Raw genomic sequence first — 21,466 nt, 5'->3', positions numbered from 1 at the left:
CATTGCGACAGTGGTCGCAGAAGAAAGGATCAGGCGAGAACGGCCTGGCGCTCCCGCATCGGCTCGCGGGTCCGCTCGATAGTCCGCGGCTCGACGAACCCTGTGAAACTCCGGTGGCTCGCCTGTACGGGCGCCTCGACGATGATGCCCTCGCAGACGATCTGTCCGCCGAGCATCTTGAATTCCAGCTTGTCGTAGCGCGGCATTGTCTCGCCGGGCGCCGGCGGCAGCAGCCCGACACTTCCCTGGATGTTCAGCGCGGCCTCGCCGGTGCCGTGAAGCCGCGGATTCCACATTCTGATTCCGCTCTCCGCCCAGCGCTGCCGGATCAGCGCGGCGCGATCGACGGGTTCCGTGGCTCTCGCGCGAGCTTTCGGCGCGCTGCGGATCTCTGGCGAAGGAGACGCGAGAGCCGGAGCCGGCTCGATGTCGCTGACGCCGCCGGATGACTCGTTGGCCGCCGTCGCAATGGCTGCGACGAGCGGAACATCGTTTGCCGGGGCCGGCGCGATCTCGACGACGAGCGCTGGTTCGCTGTCGGTCCGGGTTTTAGAAACGTTAGCCGCGACGCTCTCGGCATCGCCGAGGAGGACCGGGACTGCTTCGACGGCGACCGTTTCGATCTCGGCGGAAACATTGGGCGAGAGGGCAGCCTCGATGACGGCATCCGCAACATCAGTCGAAGCGGTCGCGACGTCTGATGATGAAACCACAACCTCTTCTGCGGCGTCGGAATCGATTTCTGCGGGCGTGCCAGCGGGCGATGCTTCGCCAGTGATGGCGAGATCAGAATCCGCAACTGGCCCATTCTCCGCGTCGACCGATGCAGCCGACACCTCCTCGGTGACTGTTGCGGTCGCGGGCGCCTCGATTTCCGTCGCGCTCTCCGGAGAGGGGTCTTCGCTGATACGGATTTCGTCGGACGGATTCTCCGCGACGACAGACACAGTCTCGTCATTTTCCGCGACCGGAGCTGTGGCGGCGAGATCAGCCTCTTCGCGGACAGGGGCGGTGCGGATCTCGGAGATTGGAGCTTGAGCAGTGCCCGCGACGTCTTCGGCGATGGCGGGCGAAGCGTCTGCGGCGATCGGTGCGACCTCAATGTTGCCGCTGTGCGGCCAGGGCCGAAATCGGGTAAGCGCCCAGTTCACCGCAGGGATGCGGCGCAGCAACGATATCAGTCTCGAAAGCACTGGGAGTTGTCCAAGAGGTACTCGGCGTGAGGCTATCGCTGATTCGTCAGCAATGTGAAAACCTGCCCCGGCCGTCACACCCGTGTCAATGTAGGGAGGACCAATTGCAGAACATCCACGCGTCCACTCTGCGGGGTGAATTTCATCCCGCGTTGGGCAACTCGCATGCGCCGGCGACGTTCCTGCCGCCGTTCGCATCAACGCTCGTTGCGGCCTAAGGTCGGGGTTCCCGTCGTCGTCGCCGGTGGCTATTGAGGACAGTCATTGTCTAGGGGAGCACGGCGCATGAGGAAGCTTGCCACCATCGGAGCGGTTCTGCTCTGGTCCACCATCGCATTCGCACAGGACCGCACCATCACCGTGGCTTCGACCACCTCAACGGAACAATCCGGACTGTTCGGCCATTTGCTGCCGCTGTTCGCGAAGGCCGAGGGCATCAGCGTGAAGGTCGTCGCCGTCGGCACCGGCCAGGCGCTGGATATCGGACGGCGCGGGGATGCCGATGTGGTGTTCGTCCATGACAGGCCCGCCGAGGACAAGTTCATGTCCGAAGGGCAGGGCGTGAAGCGCTTCGACGTCATGTACAACGACTTCGTCATCATCGGGCCCAGAAGCGATCCGGCGCGGATATCAGGCAGCAAGGATGTGGTCGAGGCGCTGCGCAAGATCGCAACGGCGAAGGCGCCGTTCATCTCACGCGGCGACAAGTCCGGCACGCATGCGGCCGAGCTGAGGCTATGGAAAGAGGCTGGCGTTGACCTCAGCGCCGGCAAGGACAATTGGTACCGGGAGATCGGCCAGGGCATGGGCCCAGCGTTGAACATGGCCTCCTCGTCGAACGCCTACCTCCTGTCGGACCGCGGCACCTGGCTCTCGTTCAAGAACCGTGGCGAGCTCGCCATCCTGACCGAGGGTGACAAGCGGCTCTTCAACCAGTACGGCGTCATGCTGGTGAATCCAGAAAAGCATCCGAACGTGAAGGCGAAGGATGGGCAGGCTTTCATCGACTGGTTGGTTTCGTCGAAGGGGCAGGACGCGATAGCCGGCTACAAGGTCGGGGGCGAGCAGCTATTTTTCCCCAACGCGTCCCACTAGCACGAAGGCGACGGTCGACACCGCGACGCTGAGTGCGAGCAGGATCAGTCCGAGTCCGAGTGCCAGCGGCAGGTCGCCTTTGCTGGTTTCCAGAGCGATCGCTGTCGTCATCGTGCGGGTGAAGCCGCGGATGTTGCCGCCGACGATGATGATGGCACCGACTTCCGCAATGGCGCGGCCGAACGCCGCGAGAAAGGCCGTCAGCAACGAGGTCCGGCCGAGCGCGAACAGGAGGGCCATACTGCGCAGGGCCGACAATCCGTCGATCCGCGCCAGGTCGCCATACTCCGCCCACAGCAGACTTGCCGGCCGGTGCACCAGCGCCACCACGATCGGCGTGGCCAGCAGCGTCTGCGCGATCACCATGGCGCCCGGCGTGAACAACAAGCCCGCCGCCCCGAGCGGGCCGGACCGCGACAGCAGAAGATAGAGGGCGAGCCCGACCACGACCGGCGGAAGGCCGAGCAGCGCATTGGTCAAAATGATGATGACCTGACGTCCCCGGAAACGGGTGATCGCAAGCAGGGCCCCGAACGGCGCGCCGATCAGGAGCGCGACGATGCTGGCGGTCAGGCTGACCCGGACCGACAATGCGACGATGCCCAGCAGCTCGGCGTCGGCCTCGCCGATCAGCGTGAAGGCGGCACCGATGGATCGTGCGAAATCGTTCATCCGGCCTGACGCTGTTGCGCCGGCTCGATGCCGGTGATCCTGATCACGTCCATCGCGAAATCCTTCGTCCCCAGCAGCCTGCCCCTGACAGCTTCGGCCCGGGTTGGCAGCAGGCCGGGTCCTCCACGCGCGTCCTCGGATGGCAATTGCACCGGTTCTGGCCGCTGCGGCCGCCACAATCAAGGGGTTGCGATCCAGGATGCCCAGGATGAGCTTCTGTCCATATGAAGCGGGCGCCCGATGCCCGACCTTCATCGGGCTGTCCAGGGGCGGCAGGGCACAAGACGCGGCATTTGGGCCGGGAGAGCCCAAATCCAGGCGCGTGCGGTCGGGGACGGCTTTATTCCGCCCGTGGATGCACTAAGGAAGGGACAGGATCAGGTCGCACCCGTCCGGTGGCGGTGCTAGACCCTGATGCAGGACCAATGGGGCCGGGCTGCTACTGGCTCGCCCGTAAAGATGAAGGATGTGACGCAATGATCCAAACCGTTGGCATCATCGGGGCAGGTACCATGGGGAACGGCATCGCGCAGATCTGCGCCGCGGCCGGGCTCTCGGTCGTGATGGTCGATATTTCCGATGCGGCGGTGAACCGCGGCCTGTCGACCGTCGGCGGCAGTCTCGAGCGCCTGGTCAAGAAGGAGAAGATGTCGGCGGCCGACCGCGAGGCAACGCTCAAGCGCATCACCGGCACCACTGACCGGTCGAAGCTGTCGGATTGTGACCTCGTCATCGAGGCGGCCACCGAGAACGAGGAGCTCAAGGTCAAGATCCTGAAGGATCTCTGCGCGACGCTGTCGCCGCGCACGCTGGTTGCGACCAACACCTCGTCGATTTCGATCACCAAGCTCGCAGCCGCAACCGATCGGCCCGACCGCTTCATCGGCATGCACTTCTTCAACCCCGTGCCGGTGATGGCGCTGCTGGAGCTCATCCGGGGCCTGCAGACCTCGGACGACACCCATGCCAAGGCGCTGGATTTCGCCAAGCGTGTCGGCAAGGTGGCGATCACGGCCAAGAACAGCCCAGGCTTCGCCGTCAACCGTATCCTGTGTCCGATGATCAACGAGGCGATCTTCGCTCTCCAGGAGGGCATCGCGACGGCGGAAGAGATCGACGCCGGAATGAAGCTCGGCTGCAACCATCCGATCGGGCCGCTCGCACTGGCCGATCTCGTCGGGCTCGACACCATGCTTTCGGTGATGGAGGTCTTTTACAAAGGCTTCAACGATCCCAAATATCGGCCAGCCCCGCTGCTGAAAGAGATGGTCGATGCCGGCCATCTCGGCCGCAAGACCGGGCAGGGCTTTTACACCTATAGCGCCTGATGAAGGCATTGGCGGCGGGCACTCTGCGTCCGCCGCCAGATCCCGCAATTTGCGCTGCGACAAAGACGCCGCGCGCAATCGGCCTGACAATGTCGAACGGGCGCTCTGCGGGACCAACGAAAACGGAAAACAAAGGACATGTCGGATCGACTGAAGACCGAGCGGGAAGCTGCGGCCGCGCGGCGGAACCTGTTGACCCAGGATGCGATCGAGCGCACCGGGATCAACGAGGAGATGATCGAGGAGCTGGTCACACGCTTTTACGGACGTGTGCGCGAGGACGCGCTGCTTGGTCCGGTCTTTGCGATCGTCCAGAACTGGGATGAGCATCTCGCCAAGCTCCGGGATTTCTGGTCGTCGGTCGTGCTGATGAGCGGCCGCTATCACGGTTCGCCGATGCGGGCACACCTGCCGCTGAGCCTGGTTGGCGGCCATTTCGACCGCTGGCTCGATCTGTTCGAGCAGACTGCGCGCGAGGTCTGCCCGCCGGCGGCGGCCGCGCTGTTCATCGACAAGGCGCGTCGTATCGCCGACAGTTTCGAAATGGCGTCGGCAACCGTTGCGGGCCGCATCGCAGCGCCGCGCCACGTGCTGAGGTCGTGAAATACAGCATGCCTGCCTGAGAAGGTGCAGTTCACGTCGCGTGATGGCGCGTCGCACCAATTCCTACATCATCGGTCTGATCTGCAAAATCATCATGCCGTTCGCGCAATGCGATGTAGAATTCGTGAAAATGCGCTTGCTCGCTTTCATTCTCGTTCAATCAACGCGAGCAAAGCCATATTGATGCACTGCGGCGCCAATTCTTCGCCTTCTTTTCGGCAGAGTTCCAGCGCCTGCTAGCGGGCATGGCTTGCGCATCGTTCGACACCAATTCCCCATCCACCGAGAGTGCTGCGGAACCCCAACTCGACGCGGGCACGGGGCAGACGCGGCGAACCCTGCTGCTGGGTGCGCTTGCGAGCTCCGCTTGTCTCGGCTGCTCCACCCAAGCGCGCGCAGGCGAGGATCCACCCGGCTCCGACGAACGGCCACAGAAAGGCGACCTGCTCGTCTTCTCCGAAGGTGATCAGGAGGGAAAGCTCATCACTGCGGCCGATCTACGGGTCGGCGGGCCGCCGGTCCATGCCTGGCCGAAGGATCCCAACACATCGGTGGTGCGCAGCGCCTCGCGGCTCAACGAGATCCTGATCATCAAGCTCGATGCCGCCGATCTCGACGAGAAGACCCGCGCGCGGGCCATCGACGGCATCATCGCCTATTCCGCGATCTGCTCGCATGCGGGCTGTCCCGTCACCGCCTGGGTGAAGAGCGATGTCGGCGACAAGGAGGTGTTCAAGTGCATGTGCCACAACTCCGAATACGATCCCCGCGCGGGCGCGCAGGTCGTGTTCGGGCCGGCGCCGCGACGGCTTGCAGCGCTGCCGTTGGCACTCGCTGACGGTTCGCTCAGCGTCGCCGGCAATTTCATCGGAAAGGTAGGTGCCGCGCAGCCAGGATGATGGACGGTGCGGGCTGGGCCCCGCGTCACGAGAGGCCGCCTCCGCCGATGGGCGGACGACGGGACGAACGACAAGAATTCACAACAAGAATTCAAACGGATGAAAAAGGGGAACGTCCATGAAAACGTCCATGACCAGGAAGCAATGGTACCTGTCCGGCTTCGTCGCCTTCACGTGTCTTGCCTCGACCGCCGCCGTGTCGGGTCCGATCGACAATTATTCTCCGGTCACCGCGCAGCGGCTGGAAAATCCGGAGCCGAGCAATTGGATGCTCTACCGGCGCACCTATGACGGGCACGGCTATAGCCCGCTCGACCAGATCAACACCTCCAACGTGAAAAACCTCACGCCGGCCTGGACCTTCGCCACCGGCGTCGTCGAAGGCCACGAGGCGCCGCCGATCGTCAACAACGGCGTGATGTTCGTGGCAACCCCGATGGGGCAGGTGATCGCGTTGAACGCCAAGACCGGCGACGAATATTGGCGCTACAAGCGGCAGCTCCCCGATGATCTGTTCCAGCTGCATCCGACCAGCCGCGGCGTCGGCCTCTGGGAGGACAAGCTCTACCTTGCCACAACGGATGATCATGTCGTGGCCCTCGACGCCAAGACCGGCAAGGTGGTGTGGGACACCAAGGTGCAGGACTACAAGAAGGGCCAGTACATGACCCTGATGCCGCTGATCGTCGACGGCAAGGTCATCGTCGGCGGCTCCGGCGGCGAGTTCGGCGTGCGCGGCTATGTCGCCGCCTATGATGCCAAGGACGGCAAGGAGCTGTGGCGCACCTTCACCATTCCGGGCGAAGGCGAGCCCGGTCACGACACCTGGCAGGGCGACGACTGGAAGAATGGCGGCGGCTCGGCCTGGATGACCGGCAATTACGACAAGGAGACCAAGACGATCTATTGGGGTGTGGGCAATGCTGCGCCATGGCCCGGCGAGACCCATCCCGGCGACAATCTCTACACATCCTCGGTGCTCGCGCTCGATCCCAACACCGGCAAGATCAAGACCTATCACCAGTATCACCAGAACGATTCCTGGGACTGGGACGAGGTCGAAGCGCCGATGCTGATCGACTTGCAACGCGATGGCCGCAACATCAAGAGCCTGGTCCATCCGGGACGCGACGCGATCTTCTGGGTGCTCGAGCGCACGCCGACCAAGATCAACTATGTCGCAGGCTGGCCGTTCGTCTCCACCGACGTCTGGAAGGGCATCGAACCCGAGAGCGGCAAGCCGATCGTCGACCCCGCGCACAAGCCGGTCATCGGCAAGCGCGTGGAGTTCTGCCCCTCACTGTGGGGCGGCAAGGACTGGCCGTCGGCGGCCTACAGCCAGAAGACCGGTCTCGTCTACGTGCCCGCCAACGAGAATTTCTGCGGCGGATTCACCGGCGAGAAGGTCGCGCTGAAGCCTGGCGAGCTCTGGCTCGGCACCAAGCCGGAGGACATCGGCCTCAAGGCGAAACCGGGCGCCGATCATTTCGGCGAGCTTCAGGCCTGGGATCCCACGACCGGCAAGAAGGTGTGGCAGCATAATTTCCCGAAGTCGCAGCTGTTCGGCTCGGTGACGGCGACTGCCGGCGATCTCGTCTTCGTCGGCGGCACCAACGACCGCAACTTCCGCGCCTTCAACGCCAAGACCGGTGAACTGCTGTGGGAGCAGAAGACCAACTCCGGCATCATGGGCATGCCGGTGTCCTACGAGATCGACGGCACGCAGTACATCGCGATCCAGTCGGGATGGGGCGTGGACGCGCAACGCATCCAGGATGCGCTGGCGACCAACAATATCGGCATCGAAGCCAACGTGCCGCAGGGCGGAGTGATCTGGGTGTTCGCCCTGAAGAAATAGCTCCGCGGGCGGATCGAAAGAAGCGGAGCAGCCGGGGGGTGGCGAATGCGGCGGACGGCAACGTCCGCCGCATTTTGGTGTGCGCTGGGATTGTGTTGCTCTGGGCGAACGCACCGGTGATGGTCAAAAGAAAGGCGCTCGACAGCAACGAGGCTGCGAGCGCCTTTGAGATGTTGGTCATCGATCTGCTCCTGTCAGATCGATGCAAACGGCGCGAGACCGCTTGTGTTCCGCGGCTTATGCCTCCAACTGCTTGCCGATCGGAAGCGAGCGGATGCGTTTTCCCGTCGCCGCGAAGATCGCGTTGATCAGGGCCGGTGCGAACGGGGGAACGCCGGGCTCGCCGACGCCACTCGGCGGCGTGTCGGGTCCGGGCGGCACGATGTAGACGTTGGTCACCACAGGAGAATCATCCATCCTGACGACCTGGAAGTCGTCAAAATTCTTCTGCTGCACCTTGCCGTCCTTGAAGGTGATCTCGCCGTATTTGGCGAGGCTCAGCCCCATGATTGCCGCGCCCTCGATCTGCGAGGCGATGCGCTCGGGGTTGACATAGGTGCCGCAGTCGATGGCGGTGTCGACCCGCGGCACCGACAGCTTGCCCTTGTCGTCGACGGCGACCTCGACGATGGTTGCGATGTAGCTGACGAAGCTGCGGTGCACGGCGATGCCGAGGCCGTGGCCCTTCGGCACCTTTCGCCCCCATTCGCCCTTCTCGGCGACCAGTTCGACCACCTTGCGCAGGCGTGCGGTATCGATCGGGTAGCTGTCCTGGGGCTCACCGTAGTTCCAGAGGTCCTTCACGTTGGGCTTGACGATGCGAGGCGAGCCGATCAGCTCGAGCAGCATGTCTTTCTGGTCGCGGCCGGTCGCCTGCGCGATCTCGCCTACCATCGACTGGACTGCGAAGGCGCGCGGGATATTCGAGACCGAGCGGAACCAGCCGATGCGGGTATGCGCGGCTGCTTCCGGATTTTCACAGGAGATGTTTGCGATCTCGAAGGGCATATCGACGAGACCCATGCCGATCTCGAACGGCGCCTGATGCACGGTGCCGGCGGCAAAGGTCGAGGCGATGCTGGGAGCCACGCTGCGGTGGCGCCAGGCGATCACCTTGCCGCTCTTGTCGAGTCCGGCCTCGATCCGCTCGACCGAGACGGTGTGCAGGAAGCCGTTATGGATGTCGTCCTCGCGCGTCCACTGCACCTTGACCGGCGCACCGAGCTCCTTGGACAGCAGCGCGGCTTCGAGCGCAAAGTCGCATTTCGACTTGCGGCCGAAACCGCCGCCGAGCAGCGTCACGTTGACCGTGACGTTCTGTTCGGGAATACCGAGCGTCTTGGCGACGTCCTCGCGGGTGCCGCCGGGGCTCTGCACCGGCGCCCAGATCTCCGCCTTGTCGCCCTTGACGTCGGCGACCGCGACTGGCGGCTCCATGCTGACATGGGCGAGATGCGGGATGTAGTACTCGCCGACGATCACCTTGTCGGCGCCTTTGAGGGCGGCGTCCGCATCGCCCTCCTTGCGCAGCACGAGGCCAGACTTGCGCGAGGCCTCTTCGAGCTCCTTGCGGTAGGCGACGGAGTCGTATTTGCCGTTCGGCCCGTCGTCCCACACCAGCTTCAAGGCGTCGCGGCCCTTGATCGCCGCGCCGGTGTTGCGCGCGATCACGGCGACCCCGCCGAGCGGCTGGAATTTTGAAGGCCAAGGCCAGCCTTGAACCTGCATCACTTTTTCGACGCCGGGGACTTTCAGCGCCTCCTCCGGCTCGAACTTGACCAGCTTGCCGCCGGTCACCGGCGGGCGCGCGATCACAGCATATTTCATGCCGGGAAGGCGGACATCGGCGCCGTAACGCGCCTTGCCGGTGGTGATGTCGTGAAGATCGACGATGCCGACCTGTCCCTTGCCGAGATATCGGAAGTCCTTGGGATCCTTCAGCTTGAGGCCTTCGACGCTCGGCACCGATTCCTTGGCGGCATCGCCAGCGAGCTCGCCGAAGCCCAGCTTGCGGCCGCTGGCGCTGTGGACGACCTCGTGGTTGACCGCCTTGACCTCGGTCGCTGCTACGCCCCAGCGCTTCGCCGCGGCCTGCTCCAGCATGGTGCGGGCCGAGGCGCCGATCTGGCGCATTGGGATCAAATAGTGGCGTGTGCTGCGCGACCCGTCGGTGTCCTGGTTGCCGAACTTGACCTCGTCGCCATGGGCCTGCTGCACCTTGACCCTGGACCAATCGGCTTCCATCTCCTCGGCCACGATCAGCGGCAGGCTGGTGCGGACGCCGGTGCCCATCTCCGAACGGTGCCCGACGATGGTGACGATGCCATCAGGGGCCACCGAAACGAACACGCGCGGATCGACCACGACGCCGTGCGGCATCTTGCCGGCACCGGTCTCATAGGCGAGCGCCTGACGCGACATCACGGGGGCGGCGAGCACGAAGCCACCGGTGATGCCGAGCCCCTTCAGGATGCTTCGGCGCGAGACCTTCTCGACCCTGATATGCTTTTCGAAGCCGCGCAGCCTGCGGGGATTGTCGATGAAATTCATGTCACACCCCCGTCGATGCGAGATGGACGGCGTTCTCGATGCGCTGGTAGCAGCCGCAGCGGCAGATGTTGCCGGACATCGCCTCGCGGATCTGGTCATGCGAGGGTTTGGGGTTGTCCATCAAGAGGGCTGCGGCCTGCATGATCTGGCCGGCCTGGCAGAAGCCGCATTGGGGCACGTTGACTTGGCGCCAGGCCTTCTGCACCGGGTGATCGCCGTTCGGATGCAGTCCCTCGATCGTCGTGACCTCGCGGCCGGCGACGTCGTTGACCGAGGTGATGCAGGCGCGCACGGCTTCCTTGTCGACGATGACGGTGCAGGCGCCGCACAGGGCCTGGCCGCAGCCGTATTTGGTGCCGGTCAGCCCGGCCTCGTCGCGGAGGAACCAGAGTAGCGGGAGATCCGGGTCGCCGTCCCAGCTCTGTTCCTGGCCGTTGATCTTCACCTTGATCATGATCGTCCCTCGCTCTTCATAAGCATGCCAAATTCAAAGTCGGCCGACGCCGGTCGGCGACGGTTTTTGCGTCATGTCACCACCTCCCGCCGTCGTCCCGCGCGGGCAAATCCCGGAGGGAGGCAGGAACGGCAATGGCGATGTCTGGATGTGCTCGATACCTCCCGTTTTGTTCTTAATTGATTGTATTTCGCGCGGCATCGTGACGAGGCGACCGTAGCAGAGATCGCCCCGGCCCGGCGTTCACAGCCGAGTGTTCTCACCGGGAAAAGATTGCATCGATGGTTTGTCAAAAGCAGGGCGCGGCGCCGTGCGTCCGCAGGCAGGGCGGCAACGAAAAAAGCTTCGTCCGCCAGGAAGACTGCGCGGACGAAGCAGGATGCCTCAGTCGAGGGAGGGAGAACGCAAGCGCCGCGAGCTTCGAGCAGGAAGCGGACGGTCCTGCGCAGTCATTCAGAGACCAGGACTGAGGAGCTGATGGCCCTCACATGCGCGTGGTGCAGAAGCGGCGGCGTCGCCGCGGTGGTCCCGGAACGGGGACCCGTGCGGCTCGCTGGCGTCGAGAGGCGCCAGCGAGCCGAAGAAGGTCTGGCCAAGACTCGGCGGCCCAGCCAGCTCAGGCGGCCCTCCTAGGCGGCTTTGGCTTTCGCCACGTGGGTCGCGATCGCGTCCATCAGCGCCGGCGACAGGCAGTCATACGGCTCGAGCCCGATCTCCTTGAGCCGCGAACGGATGCCGGCCATCTGCTCGGGCTTCACGCCCGATTCGATCACCGAGGACACGAAGGCGGCGAATTGCGGCGCCTGCGAGCCCTGCTCCTGGAACAATTCGGGATGGATGAAATCGAGGCCATAGAACGGATGGTTCTTGTTCTCGATCCGGCCGTACATGTGCGTGCCGCAGGCCTTGCAGGCGTGGCGCTGGATCACCGCCGAGGGGTCGACGATCTGGAGCTTGTCGCCGTTCTCGAGCACGGTGACGTTCTGGCGCGGGACCACGGCGACGACGGAGAAGATCGCGCCCTGCGGCTTCCAGCACTTGGTGCAGCCACAGGCGTGATTGTGCGCGACGTCGCCCTTGATGCCGACCTTGACCGGGTGGTCCTTGCATTTGCAGACCAGCGTTCCGCCGGCAAAGCTGCCGCTGCCTTGTTTGACGCCGTTGTCGATCGAGGGATGGAGTGCAACAGTCATGGGTCGATCCTCCTTGGTGTGATGGCTGCGAGCTAGTAGACGACGACTGAACGGATGGATTTGCCCTCGTGCATGAGGTCAAAGCCCTTGTTGATCTCTTCGAGCTTGAGCACGTGGGTGATCATCGGGTCGATCTGGATCTTTCCGTTCATGTACCAGTCGACGATCTTTGGCACGTCGGTGCGCCCGCGCGCGCCGCCGAAGGCAGTGCCGCGCCAGTTGCGCCCGGTGACGAGCTGGAACGGGCGAGTGGCGATCTCCTTGCCGGCCTCGGCGACGCCGATGATGATCGAGGTGCCCCAGCCGCGATGGCAGGCTTCCAGCGCCTGGCGCATCACGGTGGTGTTGCCGGTGCAGTCGAAGGTGTAGTCGGCGCCGCCGTCGGTGAGGCCGACCAGGTGTTGGACGATGTCACCGGTGACCTTCTTCGGGTTGACGAAGTGGGTCATACCGAACCGGCGGCCCCAATCTTCCTTGGAGTCGTTGATGTCGACGCCGATGATCTTGTCGGCGCCGGCCATCTTGGCGCCCTGGATGACGTTGAGGCCAATGCCGCCGAGGCCGAACACGACCACGTTGGCGCCCGGCTCGACCTTGGCGGTGTTGACGACGGCACCGACGCCGGTGGTGACACCGCAGCCGATGTAGCAGCTCTTGTCGAACGGTGCGTCTTCACGGATCTTGGCCACCGCGATCTCCGGCAGCACGGTGAAGTTCGAGAAGGTCGAGCAGCCCATGTAGTGGTAGATCGGCTTGCCCTTGTAGGAGAAGCGGCTGGTGCCGTCAGGCATCACGCCCTTGCCCTGCGTCGCGCGGATCGCGGTGCAGAGATTGGTCTTCTGACTGAGGCAGCTTTTGCACTGCCGGCATTCCGGCGTGTAAAGCGGGATGACGTGATCGCCCGGCTTCACCGAGGTCACGCCCGGGCCGATCTCGCGGATGATGCCCGCTCCCTCATGTCCCAGGATCGATGGGAAAATTCCCTCGCTGTCGAAGCCGTCGAGCGTGTAGGCGTCGGTATGGCAGATGCCCGTCGCCTTGATCTCGACCAGGACTTCGCCGGCCTTCGGGCCTTCCAGATCGACCTCGACGATCTCGAGCGGCTTCTTGGCTTCGAAAGCAACGGCGGCACGTGTCTTCATCGTAAAACTCCTCAGATTCTCGTAGGGTGCCAAGAGGCAGTTTCGGCAGTCCTCGTAGCGTTCATTTCTTACCCATGCAGGCGTCTTCCGCCTTGGTGTAGGCCTCCGGTTTCTCCTCCTTCTTGGAGGGACGCTGCCGGCCCCACGCTTCGGTGGAGCGGGCGCGCAGATAGACGTACAGATCGTCCATGTAGCAGGCGACGTTCGGATTGTCGCCGAAGGCCGGCATGACGTTCTCCTGCGCAGTCGAGATGTTCTTGCGACCGGAGGCGATCACGCCGATAAAGTCGCCATAGCTCATCGACTTGACGGAATCCTTCAGCGCCGGTGCGTAGGTGGAGCCCATGCCGTCGGGGCCATGGCAGACGTGGCAGTCTGAGTGATAGCGGCGGTATCCGGAATAGGTGAACCAGTCCACGGTTCCGTCGGCCGAAATCTTGTAGGTGGGATTTCCCTCCTTATCGAGCCACTTTCCGTCGTCTTCCTTCTTCACGGCCGTCGGGTCACCTGGACCGTCCGCGACCGCAACTCCTCCGGACGCAACGAAGATCATCACAGCAATGACTGAGCAGATTTTACGCAAGAGATTCTTCCTCGCAGGCGTTCGGTGGAGACGAGCCGGCGCGTGGAGTTGATCCACGCGCCGGAGCGATGCTGATGGGCCTAGTTCGGCAGCGAGAACACGGTCAGCGTGCCGCCGAGCGCCGTGTAGTTGCTGAGGGCGGCGTAGCCGCCGACGGCGCCGAGACCGGCGGTCGGATCGGTCAGACCTGCCGCCAGACCGATGCCGGCCCAGCCACCCACGCCGGAGAGCACGGCAACGTACTGCTTGCCGTTGTTCTCATAGGTCGTGACGTTGCCGATGATGCCGGAGGGAGTCTTGAACTTGTAGAGCTCCTTGCCGGACTTGGCATCGACCGCCTTCAGGTAGCCTTCGAGCGTGCCGTAGAACACCACGCCGCCGGCGGTTGCGAGCGCACCCGACCAGACCGAGAACTGCTCCTTGTTCGACCAGACGATCTTGCCGGTCTTGCCGTCCCAGGCGATGAAGTTGCCCATGTGGCTTTCACCCTGCGGCGGATACATCGAGAGCGTCGCACCCACATAGGGCTGGCCCGCGGTGTAGCTCACCTTGAACGGTTCGTAGTCCATGCAGACGTGGTTGGTCGGAACGTAGAACAGCTGCGTGTCCGGCGAGTAGGCTGCCGGCTGCTCGTCCTTGGTGCCGAGCGCGGCCGGGCAGATGCCCTTCACGTTGTGGTCCTCGCCCGCCTTGTCCGTCGAAGCTGCGTCGAGCACCTTCGGACGGCCATAGGTCGGCGAGCTCTTGTTCATGTCGACGCCGGAGGTCCAGTTCACCTTCGGATCATATTTCTCGGCGACCAGCAGCTCACCGTTCTCGCGGTCCATGGTGTAGGCGAGGCCGTTGCGGTCGAAATGGGTCAGGAGCTTGCGCGGCTGGCCGTTGATCTGCTGATCCGTGAGGATCATCTCGTTCACGCCGTCATAGTCCCACTCGTCGTGGGGCGTCATCTGATAGACCCACTTGGCCATGCCGGTGTCCGCGTCGCGCGCGAAAATGGTCATCGACCATTTGTTGTCGCCGGGACGCTGCTTCGGATTCCAGGTCGAGGGGTTGCCCGATCCGTAGTACACCATGTTCAGAGCGGGATCGAAGGACATCCAGCCCCAGGTGCAGCCGCCGCCGATCTTCCACTGATCGCCTTGCCAGGTCTTCAGCGAGGAGTCGGCTCCGACCGGCTTGCCGAGCGCCGTCGTCTTGACCGGATCCAACTTGATCTGGTCATCCGGGCCTTCGGAGAAGGCGCGCCAGACCTGCTTGCCGCTCTTGAGATCGTAAGCGGTGACGTGACACTGCACGCCGAACTCGCCGCCCGAGATGCCGACCAGGACCTTGTCCTTGACGACCAGCGCGGCCGACGTTCCGGTCTCGCCCTTCGCAGGATTGCCGTTGGTCGCCGACCAGGCCACCTGGCCGGTCTTGGCGTCGAGCGCGACGAGGGTGGTGTCAGCCTGATGCAGGATGATCTTGCCGTCACCGTAGGACAGGCCGCGGTTGACCGTGTCGCAGCACATCACCGGGATGACGTTCGGATCCTGCTTGGGCTCGTACTTCCAGATGATCTTGTTCTCGTTGGAAAGGTCAAGAGCATAGACCTTGTTCGGGAACGGCGTGTGGACGTACATGACGTTGCCGATGATCAGCGGGCCGCCTTCATGGCCGCGCAGCACGCCGGTCGAGAAGGTCCAGGCGACCTGGAGCTTGCCGACGTTCTGAGCGTTGATCTGGTTCAGCTTGGAATAGCGGGTGTTGGCATAGTCACCCGCCGGCATCACCCAGTCCTTCGGGTTCTGCGACATCTTGATCAGCTCGTCATTAGCTGAAGCGCTGCCGACGGCGAGAGCCGCCGCGGAGCCGAGATAGGTCGCCAGTAGCACCTTGCGCATAGTTATTCCTCCGTTGGTCTCGTTTATTGTTTCCGAAGCATTGCTCAATCGCCGGGCTTCTCGTCCGGCGTCTGCTCGTGCAGGGCGGTCACGATTGGGACCAGAAACGATGCTGTGCTGTTTCCTCCTCCTGATGAGAGCCACGGGTCCACGTGCGGGAGCGGCCCGTTCTTGTTGTTCCTGCCGCAATCCCTAACGACTTCGCCATCGGGAAACTTGCCCAAGAGAGAAGCCGGTTTGCTCGACAGCGCACGGAGGCAAAGATTTTGATTTTGCAGTAGCGAATTCAGCGGCTTCGGTGCGCCTTTGAGGCCGCCTTCTACGCTCAGGTTCCCCTTGACGGCGCTGCAACTAAGGCGGAGGATTAAGTTTCAAGAGTGGCAATGGAACGATGGCGCTCGTTGCAAGAGACCGCTCAAATTCGAGGTAAACGTCACGCAATCACGGCTGAGGGCTCCGGCAGCGCTGGTTGCGATTCGCGCCGAATCTCCGGATCAAATCAGTGGCTGGATTAATGTCCGACACCATTCACACGCTCTCGACGACCGGAATGACGCCGAAGCGGCAGATCCAGAGTTGGATCGACGGGCTGACGAGCCTGTGCGGGTATTTCGACGTCGATCCGCTGGAGGCGTCCTCGCTCGAAGGTCGCATCGATTACACAACGGTCTCGCGTCTGAAGCTCTGCCAGATCGAGGTCAGCCAGCATCGCATCGCGCACACGCTTGCGCGCGCCAAGGCCAATGCGCACCCGTATATAAAAATCCACTTCCAAACCTACGGCGTGTCGTATTTCGAGCAGGAAGGCCGTCACATCGAAATCAACCCCGGCGACATCATCGCCTATGACGTCTCCTGCCCGCATTCGATCATCAGCCCCGCCTTTACCCGTCACGACGTGGTGATCGTGCCGAAGGCGCTGCTGCGCGACCGCGGATTCCCGTCGCAGCGGATGCCTGCCTGCAAATTGACCGCGAAGACGGGTACCGGGCGGATCGCCCACGATTTCGTCCATGCTACCTTCGACGAGGCTGCAAAGCTGTCGGCGAACAGCGCGGTCGGTGTCGCCGATTCACTGATCGACCTGTTGCTGTTGCCGCTGCGCGAAGCCGACACGATGTTCGATCGTGTCGGGCCTGAAGCGATGTATGTGCGCGCGCAGTTCTTCATCCGTGAGCATTTGCGCGATCCGGATCTGTGCATCGACCAGATCTCGGCCGAGCTCGGCTGCTCCAAGCGCTATCTGCACATGCTGTTTTCGGAGCGCGGCACCACGGTGAGCGACTACATCTGGCAGGCGCGGTTGCAGAACTGCCGCCAGGAGCTTGAGGCCCACGCTGGCAAGACCATCACCGACGTCGCTTTCTCCTGGGGCTTCTCCAGCTCATCGCATTTCAGCCGGGTGTTCCGGAAATATTTCGGCGTGGTGCCGTCCTCGATCCACAAGGCACAGCAGGCCACGGCAAGCTCGGGCGAGCATTAGGCTTGGTTTTCAGAAGGAAGTTGGCGAGGCCATCCTCCTGAGTTGGCCCGGCGTGCGGAGCTCAGGCCGGTTCGAGACCGAGCGACTTTGCGCTCTCGATCCAGATCGGCAGCTCGCGCTGATACAGGGCGTTGGTCTCCTTGAAGCCGATCGCTGGCTCGAGCACGAAGGTCGCGAGAACCTCCTTCACCTTCGGATCGTTGTTGGCGGCGACGCAGAGCTCGGCGAGGCGATCGACCACCGGCTGCGGCGTCGCTTTCGGCACGGCCCAGCCGGTGAACCCGCTCACGGTGAAGAATTTTGACGTCGCGCCCTGCTCGGGGAGGGTTTTGATGGTCGGAATTGCATCGACCTTCTTCGAATGCACGGCGAAGACGGTGCCACGCTGGCTTTGCAGGACCGACTGTGCTGCCGTGTAGCTTCCCATCGCGACATCGAGCGTGCCTTCGAGCATCCCGGTCCACATCGGCGCCTCGCCGCGGTAATGGATCGGCTCGATGTTGAGGCCATACTGCTTGTTGAGCTCGTTGATCGTCATGTGCGGGGCCGAGCCCGCGCTATAGGTGCCGAAGTTCACCTTGCCGCTCTTGCGCGCGAAGGCGACGAAATCCTCCAGCGTCTTGACCCCGGTTTTCGGGTTCGCCACCAGCAACAGGCCCGCGCCGGGAATGACGCTGACGAGCGTCAGGTCCTTGTCCATGTCGTAGCCGGGATTCTTCATCACCACCCGGTTCATGATGTAGGTGGTCGAGATCGAGCACAGGATGGTGTGGCCGTCGGGCTCGGCGCGGGCGACCTCCGCCGTGCCGATCGCGCCGGAGGCGCCGGGCTTGTTCTCGATGACGACGGTCTTGCCGATCTGCTTGGAGATGAATTCGCCATAGGCGCGCGCGAGCAGGTCGGTCTGGCCGCCGGCGGGATAGCTGCAAATCATGCGAATCTGCCGCGCCGGCCAAGTGCTTTGCGATGTGCTTTGCGATGTGCCTTGCGACGTGCTTTGCGCCGATGCGTTGCGCACGACGAACGGCATCGCGAGTGCAGTGGTACCGGCGGCGATGAAGTGGCGGCGATCGAGTTTGGCGGACATGATTCTCTCCCGGATTTTGCCGAACCTACTGCATCAGGCCGTCGCTGCCATGGGCCGCAGGCGAGACAGATTGGCGCATTCCGTCGGACAGTGGGACATGGTGGGCGCGGCGTTCGTGCCCCGGACGCAGCGCAGCGCTACTTCAGCGGTGCGCTGCAGAGCCGGGGCGCCGCAACGCTAAGAGGCATTGCGGCGCGTCCGGGACACCAGAGCCTTTCCATTCACCGCTGAATGATCTTCGTCCAGACATCGCCGAGAATCGCAGGCTCCCGCGGCGGCAGATAGGTGAGGCCGGCCTGCTTGCCGAACTCGGCGATCTTGCCCTCAGCGGCGAGCTCGGTCAGCGCCTTGTTGACCGCTCCGATCAGCGCGCCATCACTGGCGAGCCCGACATAGCCGCGATTGGCTCCGATCGGGTAGTAGTAGCCGGACGCCGTGATCGCCGTGTCGGGGTGCGCGGCGCGATGGGCGTCGAAGCGGGCAAGATCGATCAGCGTCGCGTCATGGTCGCCGCGCTGGAGCGCGCCCAGGAGATCGTCGCGGCCGGGGACGAGATGGGTGATGCTGTCGATCAGGCGTCCCTTGTCGAAGGTCATCAGGATGGCGTCGCCGAGCGACCCGCTTTCGATGACGAGACGAAGGCCGGCGAGATCGCCGATGTCGTCGATCTTGCGGCCACGGGCCTTCGGCCCCAGCACCACCGTCATCGGCGAATAGACGTAAGGCTGGCTCGGCGTGAGCACGCCCAGCGGGACGCGGCGCCGCCGATCGTCGCGGGTGGCCCCGGCGAAATCCGGCAAGCGCGCCGTCTTCATCCCGGGCACGACGAGCGAATCCTGCGTCAGCGCGTAGCCGCCGACGAGCGAGCAGCGTCCATCCGAGAGCAGCGCGTTGGCTTCGAGCTGCGGGCTCGAATCCTCGTCCAGCTTGCTCTCGAACCACTGGATCGCCAGCGGCCGTCCGAGCCGCGCGGCGATCGCCTGCGCCAGCAGCACGTCGAAGCCGGCATCCGGCCTGCCGCGGTGGTGCATCGAGAGCGGCGGCCGGTCCTCGTCGAGACAGATCTTCAGGGGATCGTCGGACGCAAGAGCGACCGACGTCATCGTGGAGAGAAAGGCTGCAACGCTCCAGGCAACGCGCCGGCCCCTCATGGCTTCCTCCGGCTGGAGATGAAGGCCCAGAGATCGCCGATCTGGTCGTCGCTGAGGATGTCGCCCCAGGGCGGCATCTTGTTGTTCTTGCCGTTCTTGACCGTGGTGACGAAGCGCGTCTTGTCGTCCGGGAAGACGCGCAGGTCCGGCGTGATGGTGCCGGAGTTCATCAGGTTGGGGCCGTGGCAGTGTGAGCATTTCTCGGCATAGGTCGACTTGCCGTGGTCGATCTGCGCCTGCAGCGGATTGCCGGTTGCGTCATCCGCGGCGCGAACGGTCGCCGCAAGCGCGACCGTCAGCACCGCGACGGTGGCGAGGCTCGCCACCGTCCTGTGTGATACTTCTCTCAGCATCGTGCCGTGGTTACTGCTTGACCGCAAAGACCCACAGCGAGCCGCCGGGCGGCACCTTGGCAAGCCGCTCGTCGCCGGAGAACAGCGAGTAAACGCCGCCATAGCCGCTCGTCACGGCGACGTATTGCACGCCGTCCTGCTGCCAGGTCACCGGCTGTCCCTCGATGCCGGATCCGGTCTGGAACTGCCAGAGCTTCTTGCCGGTGTCGGCGTCGAAGGCCTCGAACTCGCCGGTCAGCTGACCTGAGAACACCACGCCCCCGGCCGTCGACAGCACGCCCGAGAAGCGCGGAATGTCGCTCGGCGCCTCCCACTTTGACTTGCCGGTCATGGGGTCGATGGCCTTGAGGTGACCGCGCGGCCCGTCCCCGAACTCCCAGGGATCGGTCAGGTCCATGCCGAGATACCATTCACCCTGCTTGAAGGTGACGGGCTCCGCCTTGTACTTGCCGCCGAAGTTGAGCGTGTTGGCATAGGCAAGGCCGGTCTGCGGATTGAACGACATCGGCTCCCAATTCTTGCCGCCGAGGATTGACGGATAGACCGTGACCTTCTTGCCCTCGCGCGCGTCCTTGGAGACGTCGGTCTCGATCGGACGTCCGGTCTTCATGTCGATGCCGGTCGCCCAGTTGACCTTCACGTAAGGATTGGCCGCGAGCAGCTTCCCGTTGGTGCGGTCGAGCACGTAGAAGAAGCCGTTGCGGTTGGCATCCATCAGCACCTTGGTCGGCTTGCCTTCGATCGTCATGTCGGCGAGGACCATTTCGGCCACGGCATCATAGTCGAACGGATTGTTCGGCGAGAATTGGTAGTGCCACTTGATCTTGCCGGTTTTGGGATCCATCGCCAGCACGGAGCAGGTGTAGAGGTTGTCGCCGGGGCGCACCGCCGAATTGAACGGGCCGGGATTGCCGATGCCCCAATACACCGTGTTCAGCTCGGGGTCATAAGAGCCCGTGATCCAGGTCGAGCCGCCGCCGAGCTTCCAGGTATCGCCCTTCCAGGTGTCGCCGCCGGGCTCATCCGGCGAGGGGATCGAGTGGGTGCGCCAGAGGTGCTTGCCCGTCGCCGGATCCCAGCCGTCGATGAAGCCCCTTGTGCCGAACTCGGCGCCGGAGATGCCGGTGATGACGACGCCGTCGGCAACCAGCGGGGCCACCGTCATCGAATAGCCTTCCTTGATGTCGGCCGCCTTCTGCCGCCACAGCTCCTTGCCGGTCTTGGCGTCGAGCGCGATCACGTGGGCGTCGAGCGTGGTGCGGATCACCTTGCCGTCGTAGAGCGCGGCGCCGCGGTTGATGATGCCGCAGCAGACGATGCGCGGGGTCTCGGCGGGATACTCGACCTTGGTCTTCCAGATCTGCTTGCCGGTCTTGGCATCGACCGCCATGGTCGCGTTGTGCGAGGTCACGTAGATCACGCCCTGGTACACCAGCGGCTGCGATTCCTCGCTGCGATCGTCGTTGAAGGAGTAGTTCCAGACCGGGACGAGGTTCTTGACGGAGTCCTTGTTGATCTGGTTCAGCGTCGAGAAGCGCTGGAGATTGTAGCCCATTCCATAATTGAGAACGTTCGACGTGTCGGTCGCACCCTTGACCAGCTGCTCGGTGGTTTGTGCATTTGCACAGGTTGACGCAAGCATGACGAGGCCCGCGGCCATCGCAAAGCGTTTCATCCGTTCCTCCCAATATGCGCGCCTTTTGACGCTGCGATTGCAACACTCCGCCTGAAAGCAAAACGCGTCAATACGAAAGTCGTAAGTGCCGTGCCGATATCGTTGGACGCTGATGCCGGTCACCTTACGGAAACCTTACGCAAGCAACTCCCACTTGTGCGGAGACGCTGATAAAATTCCGCGGCACGAAGCAGTCTCGGGTGCAGGTCGCGGGCGCTCGGCCGGATTCCCGGGCTGTAGCGCGCGCAAGTTGCAATTCCG

18 protein-coding genes are annotated in these 21,466 nt (G+C 63.6%); 6 read left to right on the top strand and 12 right to left on the bottom strand.

Annotated elements, in window-relative coordinates; genetic code table 11:
* Positions 1-29: 29 nt before the first annotated feature.
* Positions 30-1,172, bottom strand: coding sequence for a hypothetical protein (locus tag CVM73_RS16000; RefSeq protein WP_100232909.1), 1,143 nt, complete (start codon positions 1,170-1,172; stop codon positions 30-32).
* 306 nt (positions 1,173-1,478) lie between these two features.
* Between CVM73_RS16000 and CVM73_RS15995 the strand changes: the two genes are divergently transcribed.
* On the top strand, positions 1,479-2,288 hold the full coding sequence (locus tag CVM73_RS15995) for an ABC transporter substrate-binding protein (RefSeq protein WP_100232908.1): 810 nt from the start codon (positions 1,479-1,481) through the stop codon (positions 2,286-2,288).
* Here CVM73_RS15995 and CVM73_RS15990 read toward each other — a convergent pair.
* The gene (locus tag CVM73_RS15990) at positions 2,262-2,960 is read right to left on the bottom strand and encodes an ABC transporter permease (protein WP_100232907.1); all 699 of its coding nucleotides are present in this window, start codon (positions 2,958-2,960) and stop codon (positions 2,262-2,264) included. The two genes, CVM73_RS15995 and CVM73_RS15990, sit on opposite strands and share 27 nt — an antisense overlap.
* A gap of 476 nt (positions 2,961-3,436) precedes the next feature.
* On the opposite strand from CVM73_RS15990, the gene CVM73_RS15985 reads away from it, so the two are divergent.
* The 4 genes from CVM73_RS15985 to CVM73_RS15970 all read left to right on the top strand — a co-directional run bounded on the left by CVM73_RS15985 (position 3,437) and on the right by CVM73_RS15970 (position 7,648).
* Positions 3,437-4,288 (top strand): 3-hydroxybutyryl-CoA dehydrogenase, encoded by an 852-nt coding sequence (locus CVM73_RS15985; protein WP_100232906.1) that lies wholly within the window; start codon positions 3,437-3,439, stop codon positions 4,286-4,288.
* 138 nt (positions 4,289-4,426) lie between these two features.
* Positions 4,427-4,891: a group III truncated hemoglobin gene (locus tag CVM73_RS15980; protein WP_100232905.1), complete on the top strand. Its 465-nt coding sequence runs from the start codon at positions 4,427-4,429 to the stop codon at positions 4,889-4,891.
* Positions 4,892-5,136: 245 nt separating this feature from the next.
* Positions 5,137-5,790 (top strand): QcrA and Rieske domain-containing protein, encoded by a 654-nt coding sequence (locus CVM73_RS15975; RefSeq protein WP_100232904.1) that lies wholly within the window; start codon positions 5,137-5,139, stop codon positions 5,788-5,790.
* Between the two features lie 130 nt (positions 5,791-5,920).
* Positions 5,921-7,648: a methanol/ethanol family PQQ-dependent dehydrogenase gene (locus tag CVM73_RS15970; RefSeq protein ID WP_100232961.1), complete on the top strand. Its 1,728-nt coding sequence runs from the start codon at positions 5,921-5,923 to the stop codon at positions 7,646-7,648.
* Between the two features lie 237 nt (positions 7,649-7,885).
* On the opposite strand, the gene CVM73_RS15965 is transcribed toward CVM73_RS15970, so the two are convergent.
* From CVM73_RS15965 to xoxF5, 6 genes are all read right to left on the bottom strand, one after another.
* Positions 7,886-10,198 (bottom strand): xanthine dehydrogenase family protein molybdopterin-binding subunit, encoded by a 2,313-nt coding sequence (locus CVM73_RS15965; RefSeq protein WP_100232903.1) that lies wholly within the window; start codon positions 10,196-10,198, stop codon positions 7,886-7,888.
* Position 10,199: 1 nt separating this feature from the next.
* Positions 10,200-10,652 carry a (2Fe-2S)-binding protein gene (locus CVM73_RS15960; RefSeq protein ID WP_028177985.1) on the bottom strand — a complete coding sequence of 151 codons (453 nt, stop codon included), beginning with the start codon at positions 10,650-10,652 and terminating at the stop codon, positions 10,200-10,202.
* Between the two features lie 629 nt (positions 10,653-11,281).
* Entirely contained in the window at positions 11,282-11,845 is a 564-nt protein-coding gene (gene gfa, locus CVM73_RS15950; RefSeq protein WP_100232901.1) for an S-(hydroxymethyl)glutathione synthase, read from the bottom strand.
* A 32-nt stretch (positions 11,846-11,877) separates the two neighbouring features.
* A complete protein-coding gene (locus CVM73_RS15945; RefSeq protein ID WP_100232900.1) occupies positions 11,878-12,987 on the bottom strand; it encodes an S-(hydroxymethyl)glutathione dehydrogenase/class III alcohol dehydrogenase in 1,110 nt (369 codons plus the stop codon).
* A gap of 61 nt (positions 12,988-13,048) precedes the next feature.
* Complete coding sequence (locus CVM73_RS15940) at positions 13,049-13,540, bottom strand: c-type cytochrome, methanol metabolism-related (protein ID WP_100232899.1); 492 nt, start codon at positions 13,538-13,540, stop codon at positions 13,049-13,051.
* Between the two features lie 110 nt (positions 13,541-13,650).
* Positions 13,651-15,456, bottom strand: a complete 1,806-nt coding sequence (gene xoxF5, locus CVM73_RS15935; RefSeq protein ID WP_100232898.1) for a lanthanide-dependent methanol dehydrogenase XoxF5 — start codon at positions 15,454-15,456, stop codon at positions 13,651-13,653.
* 514 nt (positions 15,457-15,970) lie between these two features.
* Here xoxF5 and CVM73_RS15930 point away from each other — a divergent pair.
* A complete protein-coding gene (locus CVM73_RS15930) occupies positions 15,971-16,939 on the top strand; it encodes a helix-turn-helix domain-containing protein (protein ID WP_100232897.1) in 969 nt (322 codons plus the stop codon).
* Positions 16,940-17,000: 61 nt separating this feature from the next.
* On the opposite strand, the gene CVM73_RS15925 is transcribed toward CVM73_RS15930, so the two are convergent.
* The 4 genes from CVM73_RS15925 to CVM73_RS15905 form a co-directional block, all read right to left on the bottom strand.
* On the bottom strand, positions 17,001-18,026 hold the full coding sequence (locus tag CVM73_RS15925) for a Bug family tripartite tricarboxylate transporter substrate binding protein (protein ID WP_100232896.1): 1,026 nt from the start codon (positions 18,024-18,026) through the stop codon (positions 17,001-17,003).
* A gap of 221 nt (positions 18,027-18,247) precedes the next feature.
* Positions 18,248-19,177, bottom strand: a complete 930-nt coding sequence (locus CVM73_RS15915) for a substrate-binding periplasmic protein (protein ID WP_100232894.1) — start codon at positions 19,175-19,177, stop codon at positions 18,248-18,250.
* Positions 19,174-19,530, bottom strand: a complete 357-nt coding sequence (locus CVM73_RS15910) for a c-type cytochrome (RefSeq protein WP_100232893.1) — start codon at positions 19,528-19,530, stop codon at positions 19,174-19,176. The genes CVM73_RS15915 and CVM73_RS15910 overlap by 4 nt, the downstream gene beginning before the upstream one ends.
* A gap of 10 nt (positions 19,531-19,540) precedes the next feature.
* Positions 19,541-21,205 carry a methanol/ethanol family PQQ-dependent dehydrogenase gene (locus CVM73_RS15905; RefSeq protein ID WP_100232892.1) on the bottom strand — a complete coding sequence of 555 codons (1,665 nt, stop codon included), beginning with the start codon at positions 21,203-21,205 and terminating at the stop codon, positions 19,541-19,543.
* Positions 21,206-21,466 lie beyond the last annotated feature (261 nt).

Source organism: Bradyrhizobium forestalis (assembly GCF_002795245.1).
GTDB classification, from domain to species: Bacteria; Pseudomonadota; Alphaproteobacteria; order Rhizobiales; family Xanthobacteraceae; genus Bradyrhizobium; species Bradyrhizobium forestalis.
Note: the sequence above shows the minus strand (reverse complement) of the source record. Positions and strands in the feature narration are given on the sequence as shown.

Coding starts and splice junctions, on each gene's coding strand:
- CVM73_RS15945 (WP_100232900.1), bottom strand. CDS start 12,987: ATGAAGACACGTGCCGCCGTTGCTTTCGAAGCCAAGAAGCCGCTCGAG.
- CVM73_RS15970 (WP_100232961.1), top strand. CDS start 5,921: ATGACCAGGAAGCAATGGTACCTGTCCGGCTTCGTCGCCTTCACGTGT.
- CVM73_RS15905 (WP_100232892.1), bottom strand. CDS start 21,205: ATGAAACGCTTTGCGATGGCCGCGGGCCTCGTCATGCTTGCGTCAACC.
- CVM73_RS15960 (WP_028177985.1), bottom strand. CDS start 10,652: ATGATCAAGGTGAAGATCAACGGCCAGGAACAGAGCTGGGACGGCGAC.
- CVM73_RS15990 (WP_100232907.1), bottom strand. CDS start 2,960: ATGAACGATTTCGCACGATCCATCGGTGCCGCCTTCACGCTGATCGGC.
- CVM73_RS15985 (WP_100232906.1), top strand. CDS start 3,437: ATGATCCAAACCGTTGGCATCATCGGGGCAGGTACCATGGGGAACGGC.
- CVM73_RS15930 (WP_100232897.1), top strand. CDS start 15,971: ATGTCCGACACCATTCACACGCTCTCGACGACCGGAATGACGCCGAAG.
- gfa (WP_100232901.1), bottom strand. CDS start 11,845: ATGACTGTTGCACTCCATCCCTCGATCGACAACGGCGTCAAACAAGGC.
- CVM73_RS15910 (WP_100232893.1), bottom strand. CDS start 19,530: ATGCTGAGAGAAGTATCACACAGGACGGTGGCGAGCCTCGCCACCGTC.
- CVM73_RS15915 (WP_100232894.1), bottom strand. CDS start 19,177: ATGAGGGGCCGGCGCGTTGCCTGGAGCGTTGCAGCCTTTCTCTCCACG.
- CVM73_RS15965 (WP_100232903.1), bottom strand. CDS start 10,198: ATGAATTTCATCGACAATCCCCGCAGGCTGCGCGGCTTCGAAAAGCAT.
- CVM73_RS15940 (WP_100232899.1), bottom strand. CDS start 13,540: ATGATCTTCGTTGCGTCCGGAGGAGTTGCGGTCGCGGACGGTCCAGGT.
- CVM73_RS15975 (WP_100232904.1), top strand. CDS start 5,137: ATGGCTTGCGCATCGTTCGACACCAATTCCCCATCCACCGAGAGTGCT.
- xoxF5 (WP_100232898.1), bottom strand. CDS start 15,456: ATGCGCAAGGTGCTACTGGCGACCTATCTCGGCTCCGCGGCGGCTCTC.
- CVM73_RS15980 (WP_100232905.1), top strand. CDS start 4,427: ATGTCGGATCGACTGAAGACCGAGCGGGAAGCTGCGGCCGCGCGGCGG.
- CVM73_RS15925 (WP_100232896.1), bottom strand. CDS start 18,026: ATGTCCGCCAAACTCGATCGCCGCCACTTCATCGCCGCCGGTACCACT.
- CVM73_RS15995 (WP_100232908.1), top strand. CDS start 1,479: ATGAGGAAGCTTGCCACCATCGGAGCGGTTCTGCTCTGGTCCACCATC.